We start from the raw sequence: 20,593 nt of genomic DNA on the forward strand, positions 1-20,593 counted from the left end.
GATTTTAATCGTCGCCGTTCAGGCCTGCGCGGTTAAGCAGGAACTGAGAGAGCAGGGCAACCGGACGTCCGGTCGCGCCTTTGGCTTTACCGGAGCGCCATGCGGTCCCGGCGATGTCGAGGTGCGCCCAGTTGTATTTACGGGCAAAGCGCGCCAGGAAGCAGGCTGCGGTAATCGCGCCGCCAGGACGGCCACCAATGTTTGCCATATCGGCAAAGTTGGAGTCCAGCTGCTCCTGATATTCATCGGCCATCGGCAGACGCCACGCGCGGTCACCCGCCTGTTCGGACGCGCCGATCAGCTCGTGCGCCAGCGGATTGTGGTTCGACAGCAGACCGCTGACGTGGTGGCCCAGCGCAATCACGCAGGCACCGGTCAGGGTGGCGATATCAATCACCACGTCCGGATCGAAACGTTCGACGTAGGTCAGCGCATCGCACAGCACCAGGCGGCCTTCGGCATCGGTGTTAAGCACTTCAACGGTTTGACCGGACATGGTGGTCAGCACGTCGCCAGGACGGTAAGCCCGGCCACCCGGCATGTTCTCACAGCCGGCCAGCACGCCGACCACGTTCAGCGGCAGGTTCAGCTCAGCCACCATCCGCATCACGCCGTACACCGACGCCGCGCCGCACATGTCGTACTTCATCTCATCCATGGCTTCGCCAGGTTTGAGCGAGATACCGCCGGAGTCAAAGGTCACGCCTTTACCGACCAGCACGATAGGCTTGCTGTCCGGATCCGGGTTGCCTTTGTACTCAATGACCGACATCAGCGATTCATTCTGCGAGCCCTGGCCCACGGCCAGATAGGCGTTCATGCCCAGCTCTTTCATCTGCTGCTCGCCAATAACGCGCGTAGTGATGTTTTTGCTGTAGGCATCCGCGAGCTGACGCGCCTGGGACGCCAGGTAAGCCGCATTACAGATGTTTGGTGGCATATTGCCGAGGTCTTTTGCCGCTTTCACGCCAGCCGCGACGGCCAGACCGTGCTGAATGGCGCGTTCGCCGCTGGTCAGTTCACGGCGCGTTGGCACGTTGAACACCATTTTACGCAGCGGACGACGCGGTTCGGTTTTATTGCTTTTCAGCTGATCGAAGCTGTAAAGCGTCTCTTTCGAGGTTTCAATCGCCTGACGCACTTTCCAGTAGGTATTGCGGCCCTTAACGTGCAGCTCGGTCAGGAAGCACACCGCTTCCATTGAGCCGGTATCGTTCAGGGTGTTGATTGTTTTCTGAATAACCTGCTTGTACTGACGTTCATCGAGCTCGCGCTCTTTGCCGCAGCCAATCAGTAAAATGCGCTCAGAGAGAATATTCGGCACATGATGCAGCAACAAAGTCTGACCGACTTTGCCTTCCAGTTCGCCACGGCGGAGCAGAGCACTGATGTAGCCATCACTGATTTTATCCAGCTGTTCAGCAATCGGTGACAACCTGCGCGGTTCAAACACGCCAACCACGATACAGGCACTGCGTTGTTTTTCCGGGCTACCGCTTTTTACACTGAACTCCATGCACTCTCCTGAATCTTAAAGACAACGGCGCTTGCTGCGGCTAGAATGTAGCGCTTTCGTCAAGCTCGGTGCCAGGCATTACGCCGTTAAAGTAACGGGCGTCAGATTTAGTTTTGGTGATGATTAGTCCCAATTATTTTGGGTTACATCATTTTTTTGCATCACCAGAACGCGATTGTTGTCATACTAGTTTAGCTATGACGGAGGCCATTGATGAGAAAAAATGGCGTATAAGCGATGAAACTAGCGATTTTCCTGCAAAAAGACAAGTTTTCACAGGCGTACTCAGCGTGATCATCATTAGATATCTGGTAAGGGAAACACTCAAAAGCCAGCTGGCTATCCTCTTCATCCTGCTACTGATCTTCTTTTGTCAGAAGTTAGTCAGGATTTTAGGCGCGGCGGTGGACGGTGAGATCCCAACAAATTTAGTCCTGACATTATTAGGCCTTGGCGTGCCCGAAATGGCGCAGCTTATCCTGCCACTGAGCCTGTTTTTAGCCATTTTGATGACGCTTGGCCGGTTATACACCGAAAGCGAAATCACGGTGATGCACGCCTGCGGCTTGAGTAAAGCCGTACTGGTGAAGGCAGCGATGGTGCTAATGCTGTTCACCGCCATTGTTGCGGCGGTCAACGTTGCCTGGCTCGGGCCCTGGTCTTCGCGCTATCAAAGCGAAGTGACACAAAATGCTAAAGCTAACCCTGGCGCTGCTGCGCTGGCGGCGGGCCAGTTCCAGCAGTCCGGAGATGGTCAGTCGGTGATGTTCATTGAGAACGTCAAGGGCAACAACTTTGGCAACGTGTTCCTGGCGCAGTTGCGGCCGAAAGGCAACGCGCGTCCGTCGGTGGTGCTGGCGGATAAAGGCCATATGACCCAGGGGCCGGACGGTTCTCAGATTGTGACCCTTGATAAGGGCACGCGCTTTGAGGGCACGGCGATGCTGCGCGACTTCCGCATTACGGATTTCGAGAACTATCAGGCGATCGTGGGTCACCAGGACGTGGTGCTGGATCCGAACGATGCCGAGCAGATGGATTTCAAAACCCTTGCACAGTCCGACAAGCCGGAGTTCAGAAGCGAGTTCCACTGGCGCCTGACGCTGGTGTTCTCGGTGCTGGTGATGGCGTTGATGGTGGTGCCGCTCAGCGTGGTCAACCCACGTCAGGGCCGCGTGCTGTCGATGCTGCCTGCCATGCTGCTGTACCTGATCTTCTTCCTGCTGCAGAGCTCCCTGCGCTCCAGCGGACAAAAGGCTCGCCTCGATCCGGCCTTGTGGATGTGGGTGGTGAACCTGTCTTATCTGGGGCTGGCCGTGTTGCTTAACGTGTGGGATACGGTGCCGATGCGGCGTTTCCGTGCTCGCTTTAGCAAGGGAGGAGCCTACTGATGTTTGGCGTACTCGACAGATATATCGGTAAAACCATCTTCAACACCATCATGGCAACGCTGTTTATGCTGGTGTCGCTGTCCGGCATCATCAAGTTTGTCGACCAGCTTCGCAAAACGGGCCAGGGCGAATACACCGCGCTGGGTGCCGGTTTGTACACCGTGCTGAGCGTGCCGAAAGATATCGAAATCTTCTTCCCGATGGCGGCGCTGTTAGGCGCGTTGTTGGGACTGGGCACGCTGGCGCAGCGCAGTGAGCTGGTGGTGATGCAGGCGTCGGGCTTCACCCGTATGCAGATTGCCGCCTCGGTAATGAAAACCGCCATTCCGCTGGTGCTGTTGACCATGGCCATCGGCGAATTTGTTGCGCCGCAGGGCGAGCAGATGGCGCGTAACTACCGTGCTCAACAGCTGGTGGGCGGCTCGCTGCTGTCGACGCAAAATGGTCTGTGGGCGAAAGATGGCGATAACTTTATCTTTATCGAACAGATCAAAGATAACAGCGAACTCAGCGGCATCAGCATCTACAGCTTCAACAAAGAGCGTCGTCTGGAGACCGTGCGTTATGCGGCGTCGGCCAAGTACAACGTGGATAAAAAACGTTGGGACCTGGCGGAAGTGGATCAGTCGAATCTGACCGATCCAAAACAGGTGACCGGTAGCCAGACGCTGAGCGGCGAATGGAAAACCACCTTAACCCCTGACAAGCTGGGCGTGGTGGCGCTGGATCCGGATGCGCTGTCGATCAGCGGCCTCTACAACTACGTGAAGTACCTGAAGCAGAGTGGCCAGGTGTCCAGCCGTTATCAGCTGAATATGTGGAGTAAAATCTTCCAGCCGTTGTCGGTGGCGGTGATGATGCTGATGGCGCTGTCGTTTATCTTTGGTCCGCTGCGCAGCGTATCGATGGGGATGCGCGTGGTCACCGGGATCAGCTTTGGCTTTATCTTTTACGTGCTTGACCAGATTTTCGGTCCGCTAAGCCTGGTTTACAACATTCCGCCGATTATGGGCGCCCTGTTGCCAAGCGGTGCGTTCTTCGCGATCAGCGTCTATATGTTGCTGAAGCGGCGATAAACGCAGCCCGGTTGCTCTCAACGCCGACCTGAAAGTAAAAAGACCCCGCCAGCTGGCGGGGTCTTTCTTTTACAGGGTAGCAATCAGAAGTGGTAGGTTATACCGGCGATGCCGCTGTAGTCGGTGCGGAAGGTGCCACCCGTGCTGCTTCTGGCTTTCCCTTCCAGCGACCAGTTATCGGCAATCTTGCCTTCGGCACCCATATGCACACGGTAGCGGTTATCCGATAACGCGCCGAATTTGCGTTGCTGCTGGCTGTCTGACAGCGTCAGGCTGGAACCGGCTTTGCCCGGCGAATACTGATATTCAACCCCCGCCGTTAACATCACATCCGGATTCGTCTTCCACAGGCCACGCTTCTTCACCTCCAGCCCGGCGGTAGCGATATAAGGCGTGCTGGCGCTGAGGCCAACCTGCGCGCTGTCGCTCTTCAGGCTGAAGCCAGACAGGCTGCCGCCACTCAAACCTACGTACGGCGAGATAAACAGCGAGCCGCGATCGGCAGTGAACTGATAGCCGCTTTTAACGCTGCCGGCCAGGATATGGCTTCTCGCCTTACCGTGGTGAATATCCAGCACCGGATCGAAGGTCAGATCCTGGCTGAGGTGCATATAGCGCACCGCGGCATCAACAAACCAGCCAGCCGGAGACGACCAGGAGTAGTCAGCGCCCACGCTCGCCATACGGTGAGTTTCCTGCCCGTTACCCTTGGTGGTGCCCTGGGTGTAGCCGGCATTAAAGCCGAACATCGTCTGCCCCAGCACGCTGTCCCAGCCGAGGTTCAGAGACTGCTGATTCACCGTGAATCCTTCGAAGCTGCCCTTGTTCTGCTCAATCGACACCCATTCACCGCTTTTTTGCGGCGCATTGCGCAGCAGCGAGGCGCGTCCATGCAGCTGGCTTATTGCTTCGCTGAACACATACTGGCGGGAAGCCAGCAACGCACGGGTATCGCGGATCAACGGCTTGTTATCCTCGACGGTAAACCAGCTCGCAGGCTTGTCGGGAGTCGGGTCGACCGGTGCTTCGGGTTCAGCCGCTTCTTCTGGCGATGAGGACTTCGCCGCTTCAGGTTCGGCAGGGGTTTCTGCATCAGCAGATGCTTCAGTTTCGGCTGGGGTTTCAGGAACCACTGGCGCTTCAGATTCTGCCGGTGTTTCGGCTTCTGCTGGTGCGTCAGGTTCAACCGAGGTTTCAGGTTCTGAAGGTGTTGCGGGATTGACTGGCGTTTCAGGTTCAACCGGCGTTTCAGGTTCAGCAGGTGTTACCGGAACCACTGGTGTTTCAGGTTCAACCGGAGTTACCGGAACCACTGGCGCTTCAGATTCTGCCGGTGTTTCGGCTTCTGCTGATGCGTCAGGTTCAACCGGAGCTACCGGAACCACAGGCACTTCAGGTTCAACCGGTGTTTCAACCTCATCAACCACTTCCGGCTCTGCCACGGCGTTATGCGCCAGCATCCATTGCACGCGGTTATCTTTGTCGACCACCTGATAGTCCGGTGTATACAGGCTGAAGCCGCGGGCAACTGAGGGAACGGTAAAGTAATCATGCGCCGTGCCGGCTGGGGCATCCAGCAACACAATGTCATTCAACAACCTCACCGGTTCTGCCGAATCGGCCAGCACGCTGATATCCAGAATGTTATTACTGCCCGTTGCGGCATCCTCAATGGTCACTTTGTCGCCCTGCTCGGTGGCAGGCGAAGCCGCGAGGCTAATCGTCAGCCCGTTGGCATCCAGCGATGCCAGATTAAAGAGGGTTGGCGACCAGGCCACGCCATCCGCAGCCAGCAGCGAAATAGTTGAACCGGAGGCGGCTTTCAAAGACCCAATGCGGCTGTTGCCGCTCAACTGCCAGAAAGCGCCGCTGTCCATGGTCATATTGCTGCTGGTGGCCGCCGCAATCGTTCCCTGATAGTTCACTTTACCGAGCGTCAGCAGGCTGTTTTCGCCCAGCGTGATATCGCCAGTGACGGTGCTGGCAGCCAGCGCAGCCAGTTCAGTCGCGCTGCGCAGTGGCTGGCTGCAGGTGGAGATGTCGGCATTGATCACCGCATAACAGCGCCAGACACGGTCCGCCTCAGATGAGCTGGCGTTATAGCCCAGCATTACTTTAGATGAGTCGTCCACAGCGATATTCGCCTCAACCTGGGCATACTCGCCGACCTGCAACGTGCTGTCTTTGCTAACGGAAATAAGGTCGGCGCTGAAGCGGGAGGTTGTCCAGTCGTCATTAACCACCAGGCCGGCCGCATGAGGAACCGGCTGGCCCGAGAGCAGGACGGTACCCTGCGAGACGTTCAGATTTCCCTTCAGATCCATGCCGCCAGTGAACGCGGTTACGGCAGAGGAGCCGGGCACACTGACATTGACGTTCAACTCGCCTTGCTGGTCGCCACCGCCACCCAGAAAGCCGCGAAAAACCATCTGGTTCATCTGTAACAGCCGGCTTTCGATCAGGGCGTCGCCATCGGTACCTAAATAGATCCAGGTATCGGTGCTGGTTTTATCGGTCGGGAAATACCAGTAGGACGTCTTGTTAAGCTGGAAATATTCGGTGTCTTTGGTGTAAGGGTTGTTGTAAACATAGAGCGACCCGATGGTTCCGGTGTGATTGCTTCCGTTGAACCGGTAAAAAGGCACGTCATCACGGCTGTAACCGGTCAGAGTGATCGAGGCCGGGCTGGCGGAATGATGGTTCACCACCGTGGCACCGCTGTCGGTATGATTGATGTTTTTGAACGTCAGGCTGTTGCCGTTAAGGTCGAGCGTGCCGCCGCGATAACCGAAGAAGATATTATCTGCCGCCACCTGATCGGCATCCTTCAGAATCACCGTCGGGCGTCCGCTGACGAGGGTCACCGAGGAGAACGCCTGCTTGTTGCCCTCTGCGTCCGCCTGTTGATCGAGCACCACCTTACCGTCGCCGGTATTCAGGCTGCCGCCATTGCTCCCGCTGGCATTGACGTACAGCGTACCTGCACCAATTTTATGCAGGGCATCACCGGCCAGCCCGTTAACCTGCCAGCGCACGGTTTTACCGGTATCAACCTCAACACCGCCGCCAACCCAACTGCTGTTTGCGCCATCGGCCGATTTAACGAAGTAGTCACTGGAAAATTGCAGCTTTCCGGCGCCGAGGTTGACCGCCTGATCCAGCACCAGCGTGCCGCCGTCACCGTTAAAGCGCAGATCTTTGGACGCATCCAGCTCCTCGTTTGTGGCGTTGGCGGGTAACGCGGCGTCGACACCATGCCATGACCAGCTGTTGCTTCCCTGGGTGATGCTGTCTGAGCCCCAGTGCAGCGTGCCATCTGCACTGCTGTCGGTAACATCCGCATCGGTATTGTTGGCGATGATTTGTTGAACAAACGCATCCTGGATATAGATTGAATTGGTGTTCAGGCCGTAGGGATAGCGGCCTGATATCGTTGCGGTGACGGCGGCGAGTTTCCAGATTTTCTCAACGTTGTCATAAACCAGCACCGGACTGCCGCTGTCGCCAGTCTGCGCACCAATATCCAGCGGCGTGACGCGGGCATCCGTCGGCGCATAGGTGGTCCAGGAGAGAGAATCGCTGGAGAAGCTGGGATTAAGAATCGTGCCGCCGGTGCGGTAAGTGTACGCATCGGCCAACTTAACGACGGTTTGAGTGTCGGCATCGACCTGTTTCTGGACGCCGGTACCGACACGGACGTACCAGGTGTAGCGGCTGGTATCTGTTAATTCTGTGCCGGTGACATAGGGAATTGTCGCGGTATCCGTCACCACTTTGTTTAAGCGTGGGACATGAAAATCCAGCGAGCTCATTTCATTACGGTTAATTAATTTATAGCTGGCGCCGTATTTGGCACCATTACCAAAACTTACCGTTTTATAGCCACCGTTATGTTGTACGCCGGCCACATAGGAAGGGGAAATTAATGTCGCGTAACCCTGGGAAGCGGAGACCCCAAAATCTGGCATAGGGAAATTCAACGTCCCCGCAAGCAGGCCATCGGTGGTGTAGACATTAACGTCGGTATTGCCCACAGCATACTTGCCGAGGTTTTCGCCAAAATCACGATAGTCTTGGAGATCAACATCCTGTCTCATGATGCCTGCATAAGACGTTACGCACGCGAACAGTGTGCAGTAACACGCAGCGGTCCTTTTTCTCACGATAATATTCCTTCGCATTTATTTTATTTTGCATTGCGCATTAGCAATGAGTTATCTCGCCTTATTTTTTAAACAATTTACGAACACATTAATCGGGTATTAAAAATGATAATAATTGGATTGTAAACGCACTAATGAATAATGATTGATCTGCGATAGTATTCAACCGTCTGAATACCCGCAGTAATGATGAGATATCTTATTAGGAGGATGTTAAATTTTCGATCAGAAAAGTATGAGGATTTTATTAAAATACGCTTAAAAATAATAATATTCCCTTGTGGGAAGGGAATATTATTATCGGGGATGCTGACAGGAATAATCTTATTATTCGACGGCTATGTGAGTTGTGCCCAGGCGAGCAGGGCGGGAACCTGCGAGAGTCCCCACAGGATCAGCCCAATCACGCCACCGACCACCGTGCCGTTAATGCGAATGCGCTGTAAATCCTTGCCGATATTCAGCTCAACCTGATGCGACATATCCTTCGCATCCCAGCTCTTCACGGTGTCGCTGATATGGCGGCTTAAGAACGCCGAGAATTCCGGTGCGGCGCTGGTCGCGGCCTCTTCCATATGCTGGTTGAGCGAGGCGCGTAAGTTGGCATCCTGCATCAGGGTTTCCCCCAGCCACTGACCGGCGGCGCTGACTTTGCTGTGCAGCACAGAATCTTCCTTATCCAGATCCGCTTTCAGCCAGTTCCGCAGGTCGCCCCACAGCTGGCTGATATAGGTATTCAGCGCGTCATCCTGCTTCAGGTATTCTTTAATCTCTTCGGCCTTCAGCTGCATTTCCGGATCGTTGCGCAGCCGCTCGATCAGCCGTTGCACCGCGCGGTTAAAGCCCTGACGGATCTCATGCGCGCCATCCTGCTCGATATCGTTAAGGATCGATCGCACCGCATTGGCGGCCATCTCGGCACTTTTATCGCCAACCCATTCGGTCGGCAGCATCTTCTCTTTCAGCGGATGCTCGCGCTTGAGATAACGCATCACCTGCTGGGCGATAAACTCGTGGGTGCCCGGCTTGTTCACCAGATGCAGCAGCTGCGCGATGGCATCGTCCAGCAGCGTCTGGTGACGGTTATTCTTGGTCAGACTTTCCAGCACCATCGCCGCCGACTGCGACAAATCGACCTTATCGATCGCTTTATGAATCGCCCGACGCATAAACGCCTGAATGCGCTGGTCATCGGCCAGATCGAGGAAACCGCGTACGATCTTCAGCAGATAGCCGCCCAGCCGTGCCGCGTTCTCCGGGCTGCTCAGCCAGTTGGCAATCATCTGCGCCGGATCGTGACGACGGATCAGCGTCAGCAGCGAGGTAGTGTTAAGGAATTTGTCCTGTACAAACAGCGCGAGGTTATCGGCGATGCGATCTTTATTGCGCGGGATGATGGCGGTATGACGCCCAACCAGCGGGATCGGCACGCGGCTGAACAGCGCGCTAACCGCAAACCAGTCGGCCAGTCCACCGACCATCGACGCTTCGGAAATGGCCTTCAGCGCACCGACCCAATGATTATTCGGAAACCATAGCGGGTAAAGCACGGTGCCGATGAAGACCCCTGCCGCGCCGCATAACAGCAGCAACGGCGTACGTTTCGCTCTGGTGAGTTCGAGTTCTTTGTCCATTGACCCTTATCTTACAATTTATGGTGTGTTGACGGCCTGGCCTCACTCCAGTCGCTTAGCGTTTACGGCCGCCCATAATGCTGCCGAGCACGCCACGGATAATCTGATTGGTAATCTGACGCGCGGCGCTTTTGGTGACGCTTTGCACCACGCCATCTCGCTTGCCGCCGCGCGGGCCGGTGCTGCCGAACAGGATATCCTTCAAGCCGCCGAGGATGCCGTCATCGACCTCGACTTTTTGCCCTTTGGCCGGCGGCGCATTGGCTTTGTCGCTGGCGGCCTGCACGCCTTTGCTGAGCATCTCGTAGGCCGATTCGCGATCGACCGCTTCTTCGTATTTGCCAGAGAGCGGAGAGTGATTGATCAGGCCGTTGCGCTCATCGTCGGTGACCGGCCCCATCCGGGAAAATGGCGCGATCACTGACGCGCGCTGAACCATCGACGGGCTGCCTTTCTCATCCAGGAACGAGATTAACGCCTCGCCGGTGCCGAGTTCCTGAATGGCGGCGACGGTATCGAACGCCGGGTTGGCACGCATGGTCTGCGCGGCCACTTTAACCGCCTTCTGATCCTTCGGCGTAAACGCCCTGAGTGCGTGCTGAACACGGTTGCCGAGCTGGCCGAGCACCGTGTCCGGGATATCCGCCGGATTCTGCGAGACAAAATAGACGCCCACGGCTTTCGAACGGATTAAGCGTATTACCTGCTCAATCTTATCCAGCAGCACCTGCGGCGCATCGCTGAACAGCAGATGGGCTTCATCGAAGAAGAACACCAGTTTCGGCTTCTCTTGATCGCCCGCTTCCGGCAGTTGCTCGTAAAGCTCTGAAAGCATCCACAGCAGGCTGGTGGCGTAGAGTTTCGGCATCTGATAGAGCTTCTCTGCCGAGAGGATATTGATCACCCCTTTGCCGCTGCTGTCGGTGCGCATCCAGTCTTTGATGTCGAGCATCGGCTCCCCGAAAAAGTACTCGGCACCCTGTTGCTCCAGCGACAGCAGCCCGCGCTGAATTGCCCCCACCGACGCGCTGTTGATATTGCCGTACTGCGTCTGGAATGCTTTGGCATTATCGCCGATGTACTGGGTCCTCGCCCGCAGGTCTTTAAAGTCGAGCAGCAGCAGGCCCTGATCGTCCGCCACGCGGAAGATAATCTGCAACACGCCACTCTGGACTTCATTCAGATCCAGCAGACGCGCCAACAGCAACGGGCCGAGATCGGAGACCGTGGCGCGTATCGGATGGCCTTTCTCGCCGAAGATATCCCACAGCACCACCGGATTGCCCTGCGGCGACCAGTCCGTGACGCCAATCTTCGCCAGGCGGGCTAGCAGCTTCTCGGATTCCGCGCCTTCTTTCGCTATGCCGGTCAGATCGCCTTTCACATCGGCCATAAACACCGGCACGCCAATAGCCGAGAAGCTTTCCGCCAGCTTTTGCAGCGTGACGGTTTTCCCGGTGCCGGTTGCGCCGGTAATCAGCCCGTGGCGGTTGGCCATGCCAGGCAACAGGCTTAGCGACAGGTCGGTGGTTTTAGCAATCAGCAACGGTTCAGTCATCGGTATGGTTCCTGAAGTAAGCGAAAGAAGTGGGTGAAGTCATACACTAAGCGTAGCAGGCCGACACGCAGCGAAGCGAGAAGGGCACTGTCCTTTTTCAGCGCGCAATGATGACTGTAACGGTTTCAGCTGGCGGATAAATAAAAAAAGAGCCGCGCAATGGCGGCTCCGGGAAGGACGGTGAGGGGACAGCCTCGCCGTTTTAAGAGATAAACTGTTTGCCTTGCTTCAGGACCAGGTCACAAGCTTTGGTTTTCACCTTCTTGCCCATCGCGGTATCGCCCAGGCTGCTGAGGTTCACCTGCTGATTATTACCGGTGTTCAGCAGACCCATCAGGCCCTGTTTGTAATCGGTGGTTTCCTGCTGCTTGGCCGTGTCGGTCAGACCCAGTTTGCCCATCAGCTGGTCTTTCACCGAGCTGACGTTGTTATCCACCAGATTGTTCTTCACGCAGTATTGCAGCACGCCAGTGGCATTGGTCATGGTGCTGGAGCTGAGCGCCTGATTGCCGCCGCCTAACAGGCTGGTCAGCGAGCTAAGCGACGTTCCCGCAGGCTGAGGCGTGGTGCCGGACGCCGCAGTGGAAGAATTTGAGTTCTGGCTGAGCGTAGACGCCGCGCTGCTCAGCTGATCCTGCCAGCTGGCTGCAGAAGCCACGCCTGCGAACAAGGAAGTCGAAACCGTTACTGCCAAAACCATCTTAGAAAATTTCATAATAGACCTTTTAGTATGTTTTCCAGCGCGACGCCCTTCGGGCGTCACACCGTATCTCCCCTTTGGGACTGCCGGATTGCGGGGGAGTTCCGCATTGTGAATGTGGAAAGCATTTGGTGCTGGCCTTTGAGATTAGTCCTAAGGGAAGGGAGGGCGGATGGCGGTGCTGGTGGGTTGGCTGCGCGGTGAGTTTACGGGGTGGAGAAGGGGAACGTTGATTTGAGGCTATTGATGTGGAGGATCGTTTGGGGAGAGGTTGGGTCAGGTTTTTCCGCACGACCGCCGATTTTTTCAGCACTTGCATCACAACAGGGCGGATAGTAGTTGCGCGCAGAGTCGGTAACGGTATAATCCCCAACGTTTTCCGCATACCCTTCAGTGCCGAAGTGGCGAAATCGGTAGACGCAGTTGATTCAAAATCAACCGCCGCGAGGCGTGCCGGTTCGATTCCGGCCTTCGGCACCATAAGTATGTGTGAGAACGTCCGTAACAGTCCGTAAGTTACTAGAAAAAAAGCCGAAAGGCTTTTTTTTTGCTCCAAATTCGTCCGGGCATATCCGTTGCAATCCGGACATTGCTGGGGGCATCGTCACTTCGATAGAAATGTGCCCCCAAATGAAGCTCAATGCCCGTCAGATTGAAACCGCCAAGCAAAGCCGTTGCTGCCAGTGGCAAGCACGATGTCGCTCAGCGTCTTCAGCAGCGTGTTACTGCGATAATGCGCTATCCCGTGCAGAACGATTACATTGAATCTTATCCCGCTGTTGATATGGCCGGGGCACTTTCGACTGTCAAGGCTCGTCCTTACCCCGCATTACCCTTCAGCCGTTTTCCTGAATTTCTTGAGCGCCTTGCCGCATACCGTGGGCCTATCATGACGCGTATAGCCGTCGAGCGTTCATTACTGACTTTTGTCCGCTCCAGTGAGCTGCGCTTTGCCCGGTGGGATGAGTTCGATTTTGAAAGGGACTTGTGGCGTGTTCCTGCACAACGCAAAGAGATTGAAGGAGTTCGCTGCTCCCACCGTGGTTTGAAGATAAAAGAAGAGCATCTTATACCGCTAAGCCGTCAGGTTTTAGCCCTTTTGGAAAAGTTGAAGCAATTAAGCTGTGACAACGAGAGACTTTTCCCCGGCGATCACGATCCTAAAAAAGTCATGAGCGAAAACACAGTTAACAATGCCCTGCGTGCTATGAGGCATGACACGAAGACCGAGGTTTGCGGGCATGGCTTCAGGACAATGGCACGAGGCGCGCTGGGTGAGTCTGGTCTATGGAGTGATGATGCCATAGAGCGGCAATTGAGCCACACGGAAAGGAATAATGTCAGGGCCGCATATATTCATACTTCGGAACATTTAGATGAACGTAGGTTGATGGTGCAATGGTGGGCTGATGATCTATTTGCTTACAAGGTACGATATGTCACTCCCTACGATTTCGCAAAGCAATAATAAATTCAATATTCATAATCACATATGTACATAGAGATAACTAGTTGATATAAAATGTTATTTGTTGTGCTAAGCTTTTTTATTTATATTGACAATAGTTTGACAAGAAAAGGTTTTTTGATCATATTGCTATGGAGTTTCTCGATAGAATTATTCTTTAACTAATTTTTTTAAGAACGACAATTTTTGGTATGAAATAGAATGAATTATCAAGCGATAAGTAAAATATTTAGTCGTAATGTAGTATTGGAAATAGCAAAAAAGAATAGGTGTGAATTGTTTAGAGGGATTCTTATGGATAACTATCCTTCTTATAATTCAAAAGGGAAACCTATACATAAAATTTACGATGAAATTTATACATTGCTGAAGAAAAAATACAGAAATGAATATATTTATAAGAACGAAATAGCAAAGTCTATAATCAGGAAAACGCACAGGTTTAGTAATGTAAGTTATGTTAATGAATTTAAGGTAAATGGTTGCATCGCAGATGTGGCTATTTTTAATGATACTTCTACTGCTTACGAGATTAAAACAGAACTCGATTCATTTGAGAGGCTTGATGAGCAACTCTCTGTATATAAAGATGTTTTTGAGTATGTTTATATTGTTATACCTGAAACCAAAATTAATCAAGCGCTAAAAATTGTTCCTGATAACACAGGAATAATGACCTTAAATGAAAGGAATGTTTTGAATTATGAACGGATGGCTATTTCGAACATTCCCTTGTTATCTAAAGGTAAAATGTTTAATTGTTTGAAGCCCTCAGAGTATGTTTATCTATATGAGGAAGTGATGGGCACTAAAGCTTTTGGAAGAGCTGCCGATATTAAAGAGATGTGCAGAAATGCTTTTGTAAATCTGGACATAGAAAATGCGCATATGGAAATGCTAAAAATATTAACAGCAAGGGGGCTTGAGCGCTTTGAAAAAGATTCTTTCCTTTTTCTTCCTCAGTCGTTGTTAGCCACATTGTTAAATTTGCGATTGAATCGAAAGAACTTAATGACACTTAGGGAAAACATGGTAGAAACTATATGTTAACTAATAAGGGATTACAGGATGTATTATTGTTATTTAAGAGCAAAACAATATGAGCTATTAGCTGTTAGGTCATGTTTGACAAAAATAGTTCAGAAAAAAATGGCTATTGTGATTGAGCCTGTTAGAGAGAGTAACAGAGACTTATATAGTTGCTTGAGGGATGCAAGTAATGTAAATGCAAGATTAATATTGATAGTTAATCCTAAGTGTGGCGAGCTAGAGGGAAATGAAAGGCTTGCGGAAGCTTTAATTAAAGGTGCTATCGAATTATACCCACAGGTCGAACTTGGTTTTATTGTCGATGATACTACTAGTTCTACACAGGTAACTTCTTTTTTCAATACATATCCTCAGCAAGCAAAGTCTATTGTTCATAAGGGGAGTTATGCCAACTCTCAGCAACTTCTCAATCTTGAACTCTCAGATAACTTATTCAAAAGTAATATATTCATTGACGGTAAATGTAGTGCGAGTTATGTGTCTAACTTTAATCAAACCTTTAAAGTTTTAATACATGATGGACTAAATCGCACACAGACAAATGCTGGGTATGCTAATAATATTATTGAGTTTTTTTCAGATTTATACCTCAACTATCGGCAGTTGGGATTTCAAGGGTTTGGTGATTTTTCAATAGTTGGTGATCATTTTGTTGAGGGAGGGGGTCAAGCCATCACAGCAGTGATACATCTTACTTATGAAAATGTAGATAATACTGAAATTCTAGTTCATCATTTCTTGTCAGATCCACGAGTGGCGGCTGAAGACGTTGCTATCTTGATTGATGAGGCGCTTGAGAAATTAGAAGCATTTGTCACTAGTCAAAGGCCTGATATTTTAACTTGGTCTACTGCCTGTCAAGAGTTAGTTAATATTTATAATACGCCTGGAGAGCGAACCAATCTGGCTTATATTAAAAAAATGGCAATTAAAAATCATTTTGAATTAATTAATGATATTTTATGATGATATTAAGAGGTGCATTTCGCACCTCTTTTATATTGTGCGAAATATTTTTTGAAATAATCTAATTGGTTTTTTTAAAGCGTTGTTAATAGGTTAATAATGATTGCTATTTCATTTTATACACCATGAACGATTTAGTCTGGGGTGAATGGGTGCTTAATAAATGAGTAGAAAGCCTCTGTATCATATAAGGTGTTTGTTCGCAATGAACTAACACCACTGGATTAACCGACGAAAGAGCTCAACAACTGGTTGAGTGCTCATTAAGACATCACATCCTCTGCATTCAGGGCTAATTAAAGAGACTGGCCCGGCTTGGAACAGCTGCACGCTCTCCCTCAGAATCCACCACAGTCCACAATATGGCACTATCTAAGCCACGCCGCCTCGTTCTGTAGCCTGACGCACCCACAATCAAACTAGCGCAATGCGCCCGCCTGCGTTCGTCCTGCTTCGCCTGCGATACACCTGTAAATGTGCCCGCGCGCAATGCTACCCCCGCCTCCCCTGCCCGCTTTGTACATCGTTTTTTATGCATTTGCATGAACCGGGCAAAGCCGCGCCGGGTGTAGGCTGAAGTGGTATCTTTAGTTCCGCATTCTGCATGCAAATCCATGCACCTTATGCATGCATCGCTGTTTACAAACCGGGCTGGCCATAAAAAGGGCTTTGAAAGGGCTAAATGCAGAAACAAAAAGACCGCTGGTTTCAGCGGCCGTTGTGGTTAATGCAGGGTGCGGAAGGATGAACCCGTAGCGCCCGATAGTCTGGCGTTCTTTAACCGGCTCCGGGGTAACAGCGGGGACTGGTTCGGGCTGCGGCGGCGAGGTGATAGCCTTCGTGATGCTCTCGCTGGTCTTGAACGAGCAGGAGCAGTCGAGATTAGTGCACTGGTGATAGCGCTCCTTAACCTGTTCGGACATATAGCGGCTTGATTTGGAATGCACCGGGCTTTTGCAGTACGGACAGTGCATCATTTGGCATTGCCCTCTTTCAGGCGTTCGCGTTTTTCCTTCAGCGTTTCCGCCAGCTTTTGCCTGCCCAGCGGACTCTGATACAGCTTCATATCGACGCCGGTCAGGGCCGGACGCCACTGGCCGATATTTTCCAGCACCGGCGCTTCCGTCAGCGGCTTCTCTGGCAGCGCTGCGGCCGCACGGGTCAGCGCATTACCAATCAGCTCCGCCACGACCTGCATATCGCTGCGCGTGTCGTCGTTACGGGGATTGACCTTCTCACGCTGAAGGCGCAGGCGCATGGCCCACAGCAGCGACGGGCTGACGTTGCGCAGCGCCGACTGCCAGGCCGCATCGGCAAACGCATTAAATGCTGCCCGGTGGGAGTTGATGTACGAAAGGCCGGTATTGCAGCCGCCAATCATCGCAAACTGCTTATCAATCTCCAACTCTTCAATCAGCCCGGTAAACTCGTCGGCCAGTTCACGGCTGGCAATGCGCTGGCTGTGTTCCGCCTTCAGCTCGTCGGTCAGGTTGCCGCGCAGGGTGCGAAAACGCATGCGCCAGTTCGTTTCGGCTTCCTTTCCTGCCTCAATGGCCGCTTCACGCTCTTAGGTGCAGCGGGTAAGCGAGGCCGACCTGAAGGCCATGAGCGCCAGCCAGAAGGCCGAGCTGCTGGCCGCGCACTACCTCAACACGCTGGCCGTGCCGGTCGTGGGGGAAGACCTGTGCCGGTATGAGGGTGGCGCATGGCAGGTGCTGCCTTACCGCGTGCTCAGCCGGGAAATCGCCGGGCTGTTTCAGAAGGTGCGCGCGCCGTTCTCGGCAACCGGTATCGGCGGCATTGTGGACACGCTCAAGCTGATGGTGCCGCAGATGGGCGCACCGGCCCGCCGGCTGATTGGCTTTCGTAACGGCGTGTTTGATACCGCGACCGGCACCTTTGGGCCGCATAAAAAAGAGAACTGGCTCAGAACCATAAACAGCGTCGACTACACCACGCCGAAGGCGGGTGAGAATCTGGCGGACGACGCACCGAACTTCTGGCAGTGGCTGACGCGGGCGGCCGGACGCAATGAGGCGAAGCAGGAGCGTATCCTCGCGGCCTTATTTATGGTGCTGGCAAACCGCTACGACTGGCAGCTGTTCCTTGAGGTGACCGGCCCCGGCGGCAGCGGTAAAAGCGTGATGGCCTCGATTGCCCGCCTGCTGGCCGGAGAGGACAACACCACGGCGGCGACCATCGACACGCTGGAGTCGTCGCGCGAACGTGCTGGGGTTGTGGGCTACTCGCTGATTATTCTGCCCGACCAGGAAAAATGGAGCGGAGACGGCGCGGGCATCAAGGTGATTACCGGCGGCGACGCCGTGGCGATTGATCCGAAATACCGGGACGCCTACTCAACCCATATCCCGGCGGTGATACTGGCGGTGAACAACAACCCGATGCGCTTCAGCGACCGCAGCGGCGGCGTGTCACGTCGGCGGGTAATCCTGCCGTTCCCGGACGTGATACCGGCAAGCGAGCGCGACCCGCAGCTGCTGGAGAAGATTGCCGGTGAGCTGGCCGTTATCGTGCGCCACCAGATGCAGCGCTTCACCCACCCTGATGACGCCCGCGAGCTGCTCCAGGCGCAGCAGTTATCAGAGGAGGCGCTGGAAATCAAGCGCAGCGCCGACCCACTGGTTGACTTCTGCGGCTACCTGACGCCGCTGAGCACGCCAACCGGGCTGTTTATCGGCAACGCCAATATCAGGCCGATGAATCCACGCCGCTACCTTTATCACGCCTACCTGTCGTTTATGGAGGCCAGAGGCCATCAGCACCCCATGAGCCTGACCGCCTTCGGCCAGGCGGTGCCGCAGACGCTGAAGGAGTACGAAATTGAATTGCTGAAGCGCAATACTAAGAACGGCATCCAGACCAGTCTTGAACTGAGCGAAGACTGCGAGGCCGACTGGCTGCCGCGCTGCGATGCATAAATCATACGAAAACATCAAACCGGCTCCGGCCGGTTTGTGCCAACAGCGGTTATTGCTACCATAACGATAGCAATCCGCCTGCCATATAATAGGTTCCTTCTTCAGATCTACTGCCTTTATTTCAAATAGCACGTTGCCTAAAAGTATGATATCTCTATGACTAACTGACCTTGATCTAGCCCAATGCTCTTTGTTAAATCCCTAATAGAAGTGGTTGATCTTAAAGTTACAATGAATAGGCCTTAGCTTAAGTAAATGGACATAGTCTAAACATCATGGAGGGTAAGCTCACTAATCAAGGAAGGATTTTATAAAAGGTTGATATAGGACTTATATTAGCTGTCGATTTTTGATAAAAATAGTATCTTCTAAAGGTTGTAGTATTTCCTGTTGTTTCCTGTTGTTTTAAAAATTCTATTGTAGGTGGCAAAATTGGATATTATCAAGTTCTTTTCAAACTACAAAAATCATCCCATTCTTTTCGTAGGTGCTGGATTTAGTATGAGGTATCTGGAGGGGGCATATAGCTGGCCAGCGTTACTTGAGAAAATCAACATAGAGTTAACAGGGAATAATGAAATATTTATAGATTTACGTAGAAAACATAATCACCATGATTATGGGGTTGACTATTCTGCAGTTGCAGAGGATCTTGAGGTGGTTTTTGAAGAATCCCTAAAAAGAGATAGAAATGGAAAATTTAAAGAATTAAATGACGAATATTTTGAAATGGCTAGCAAAGATTATGGAATTAGTCGGTTTAAATTATTTATTTCTAAATTAGTAAATATAAAGAATACAAAATTTGTTAATGATGAAATCCCCCTTTTAAGTAACGCAAGTAAAAATATTGCGTCTGTAATAACTACTAATTATGACCACTTTATTGAAGGTACTCTTGGATTTAGAACTGTTATAGGTAATGAACTTCTATTAAGTAATCCTTACGGTTCTGTATACAAAATACATGGATGCATATCTAAACCGTCAAGTATTATAATAACGAAAAGTGATTATGATAACTTCAATACGAAAAATGAACTAATTCGCGCCCAACTCCTATCACTCTTTATACACAATCCGATAATTTTCGTAGGTTACAGTATTAGCGACTTAAATATAAAGAATGTTTTAAAAACAATATTCTCATATATTCCAAAAGACACTCAAATTGCGGATGAGATTCGTAAAAATTTTCTGCTTATAGAACGTGTTGAAAATATTAACACCCTTGATGTTATTACTCATGACATAGATATTGAGGGGGTGGGAATAATAAAAATAAATAAAGTGATTACCGATGATTTTTCTTCGATTTATAGATCTATTTCTGAACTGAAGCTACCAGTTTCCGTGATGGATATTCGTAGGGTGGAGGATGTGTTCCGAAAAATCAAGGAGGGCGGAGATATTAAAGTGAAGTTAGTCGGTGATTTAGATAGTTTATCTAACGATGAACTGGTGTTAGCGGTCGGTTCAGTTAAAATAATAAAATATCATTTCCAAACCTTAAGTGAAATGATGGAGAATTATTTTGACATTATAGATACAAGTAATAAAGAGCTTGTGGAACTTTTAGCCAAACAAGTTATATCGTCACGCACACACATACCTGCTTATGGATTTGATAACATATGCCCAGGTATGGTGAGTATGGATAAGTATAAAGTAAATCAGGTAAGTAACCTTTTTTCAGCTTACAGACGATTACCTCAATCCCATAAGGTAGAGGCTCATTCTATAGAGGAGATTTATCAAAACTATGGTAAAAGTCAAAGTAAGATAAATAATGTGATATTCTTTAATGCGTATGAAAGGAATATTGAATTAACCAGTCTTAAAGATTACTTAATGGAATTTTCGGACAAAAAAAGTAGTAATTACAGAAGATTGCTTGCTCTCTATGATCTTATTATCAATAAAAGATAGCGACTTATAATATACTGCGATTTTATTTTAATGAGTATTTATAAAGAGATGTATAATATAATATCCAACTGAATAAAATTTTAATGTGGAGGTCAAGTTTTGAGACGTCATGAATTTTGGAGGAATGAATATCGGTCACATCGGTATATGGAATACCTATCTGAGTTGGAGTTACGAGTAAGAACCAAGGATATCATTCAGAA

The 20,593-nt window shown here is 51.3% G+C and carries 11 protein-coding genes, 1 tRNA gene and 3 pseudogenes; 8 read left to right on the top strand and 7 right to left on the bottom strand.

The window, feature by feature from the left end:
• Positions 1 to 4: 4 nt before the first annotated feature.
• Complete coding sequence (pepA, locus tag ACXKZG_RS02945) at positions 5 to 1,516, bottom strand: leucyl aminopeptidase (protein WP_013203981.1); 1,512 nt, start codon at positions 1,514 to 1,516, stop codon at positions 5 to 7.
• 290 nt (positions 1,517 to 1,806) lie between these two features.
• Here pepA and lptF point away from each other — a divergent pair, with 290 nt between their 5' ends.
• On the top strand, positions 1,807 to 2,907 hold the full coding sequence (lptF, locus tag ACXKZG_RS02950; protein WP_013203980.1) for an LPS export ABC transporter permease LptF: 1,101 nt from the start codon (positions 1,807 to 1,809) through the stop codon (positions 2,905 to 2,907).
• Positions 2,907 to 3,983 (top strand): LPS export ABC transporter permease LptG, encoded by a 1,077-nt coding sequence (gene lptG, locus ACXKZG_RS02955; RefSeq protein WP_013203979.1) that lies wholly within the window; start codon positions 2,907 to 2,909, stop codon positions 3,981 to 3,983. Before lptF ends, lptG begins: the two co-directional genes overlap by 1 nt.
• 83 nt (positions 3,984 to 4,066) lie before the next feature.
• On the opposite strand, the gene ACXKZG_RS02960 is transcribed toward lptG, so the two are convergent.
• The 4 genes from ACXKZG_RS02960 to ACXKZG_RS02975 form a co-directional block, all read right to left on the bottom strand.
• The gene (locus ACXKZG_RS02960) at positions 4,067 to 8,080 is read right to left on the bottom strand and encodes a S6 family peptidase (protein ID WP_488875657.1); all 4,014 of its coding nucleotides are present in this window, start codon (positions 8,078 to 8,080) and stop codon (positions 4,067 to 4,069) included.
• 404 nt (positions 8,081 to 8,484) lie between these two features.
• A complete protein-coding gene (locus ACXKZG_RS02965) occupies positions 8,485 to 9,780 on the bottom strand; it encodes a DUF445 domain-containing protein (RefSeq protein ID WP_013203977.1) in 1,296 nt (431 codons plus the stop codon).
• 55 nt (positions 9,781 to 9,835) lie between these two features.
• Entirely contained in the window at positions 9,836 to 11,338 is a 1,503-nt protein-coding gene (locus ACXKZG_RS02970) for a helicase HerA-like C-terminal domain-containing protein (protein WP_488875658.1), read from the bottom strand.
• Between the two features lie 202 nt (positions 11,339 to 11,540).
• A complete protein-coding gene (locus tag ACXKZG_RS02975; RefSeq protein WP_013203975.1) occupies positions 11,541 to 12,053 on the bottom strand; it encodes a YjjA family protein in 513 nt (170 codons plus the stop codon).
• Positions 12,054 to 12,433: 380 nt separating this feature from the next.
• Between ACXKZG_RS02975 and ACXKZG_RS02980 the strand changes: the two genes are divergently transcribed.
• The 4 genes and pseudogenes from ACXKZG_RS02980 to ACXKZG_RS02995 all read left to right on the top strand — a co-directional run bounded on the left by ACXKZG_RS02980 (position 12,434) and on the right by ACXKZG_RS02995 (position 15,522).
• Positions 12,434 to 12,518, top strand: a tRNA-Leu gene (locus tag ACXKZG_RS02980).
• A gap of 172 nt (positions 12,519 to 12,690) precedes the next feature.
• Positions 12,691 to 13,506, top strand: a pseudogene (locus ACXKZG_RS02985) (tyrosine-type recombinase/integrase); the annotation flags it as partial.
• Between the two features lie 201 nt (positions 13,507 to 13,707).
• The gene (locus ACXKZG_RS02990; RefSeq protein ID WP_488875659.1) at positions 13,708 to 14,556 is read left to right on the top strand and encodes a sce7726 family protein; all 849 of its coding nucleotides are present in this window, start codon (positions 13,708 to 13,710) and stop codon (positions 14,554 to 14,556) included.
• 18 nt (positions 14,557 to 14,574) lie between these two features.
• Positions 14,575 to 15,522, top strand: coding sequence for a sce7725 family protein (locus ACXKZG_RS02995; RefSeq protein ID WP_488875660.1), 948 nt, complete (start codon positions 14,575 to 14,577; stop codon positions 15,520 to 15,522).
• 749 nt (positions 15,523 to 16,271) lie between these two features.
• Here ACXKZG_RS02995 and ACXKZG_RS03000 read toward each other — a convergent pair.
• Together ACXKZG_RS03000 and ACXKZG_RS03005 are read right to left on the bottom strand one after the other, a co-directional pair.
• A pseudogene (locus tag ACXKZG_RS03000) lies at positions 16,272 to 16,499 on the bottom strand (ogr/Delta-like zinc finger family protein); the annotation flags it as partial.
• Positions 16,496 to 17,038 (bottom strand): hypothetical protein, encoded by a 543-nt coding sequence (locus tag ACXKZG_RS03005; protein ID WP_488875661.1) that lies wholly within the window; start codon positions 17,036 to 17,038, stop codon positions 16,496 to 16,498. The pseudogene ACXKZG_RS03000 and the gene ACXKZG_RS03005, both read right to left, overlap by 4 nt.
• Positions 17,039 to 17,102: 64 nt before the next feature.
• Between ACXKZG_RS03005 and ACXKZG_RS03010 the strand changes: the two are divergent.
• Together ACXKZG_RS03010 and ACXKZG_RS03015 are read left to right on the top strand one after the other, a co-directional pair.
• A pseudogene (locus ACXKZG_RS03010) lies at positions 17,103 to 18,461 on the top strand (DNA primase family protein); the annotation flags it as partial.
• A gap of 432 nt (positions 18,462 to 18,893) precedes the next feature.
• Complete coding sequence (locus ACXKZG_RS03015; RefSeq protein ID WP_488875662.1) at positions 18,894 to 20,390, top strand: SIR2 family protein; 1,497 nt, start codon at positions 18,894 to 18,896, stop codon at positions 20,388 to 20,390.
• Positions 20,391 to 20,593 lie beyond the last annotated feature (203 nt).

The organism is Erwinia sp. 2186, assembly GCF_057812255.1.

Bases quoted from the DNA above. Each gene is read 5' to 3' on its own strand.
- pepA (WP_013203981.1), bottom strand. From the start codon at position 1,516: ATGGAGTTCAGTGTAAAAAGCGGTAGCCCGGAAAAACAACGCAGTGCC.
- lptG (WP_013203979.1), top strand. From the start codon at position 2,907: ATGTTTGGCGTACTCGACAGATATATCGGTAAAACCATCTTCAACACC.
- ACXKZG_RS02960 (WP_488875657.1), bottom strand. From the start codon at position 8,080: ATGAGACAGGATGTTGATCTCCAAGACTATCGTGATTTTGGCGAAAAC.
- ACXKZG_RS02965 (WP_013203977.1), bottom strand. From the start codon at position 9,780: ATGGACAAAGAACTCGAACTCACCAGAGCGAAACGTACGCCGTTGCTG.
- ACXKZG_RS02970 (WP_488875658.1), bottom strand. From the start codon at position 11,338: ATGACTGAACCGTTGCTGATTGCTAAAACCACCGACCTGTCGCTAAGC.
- ACXKZG_RS02975 (WP_013203975.1), bottom strand. From the start codon at position 12,053: ATGAAATTTTCTAAGATGGTTTTGGCAGTAACGGTTTCGACTTCCTTG.
- ACXKZG_RS02990 (WP_488875659.1), top strand. From the start codon at position 13,708: ATGAATTATCAAGCGATAAGTAAAATATTTAGTCGTAATGTAGTATTG.
- ACXKZG_RS02995 (WP_488875660.1), top strand. From the start codon at position 14,575: ATGTATTATTGTTATTTAAGAGCAAAACAATATGAGCTATTAGCTGTT.
- ACXKZG_RS03005 (WP_488875661.1), bottom strand. From the start codon at position 17,038: ATGCGTTTTCGCACCCTGCGCGGCAACCTGACCGACGAGCTGAAGGCG.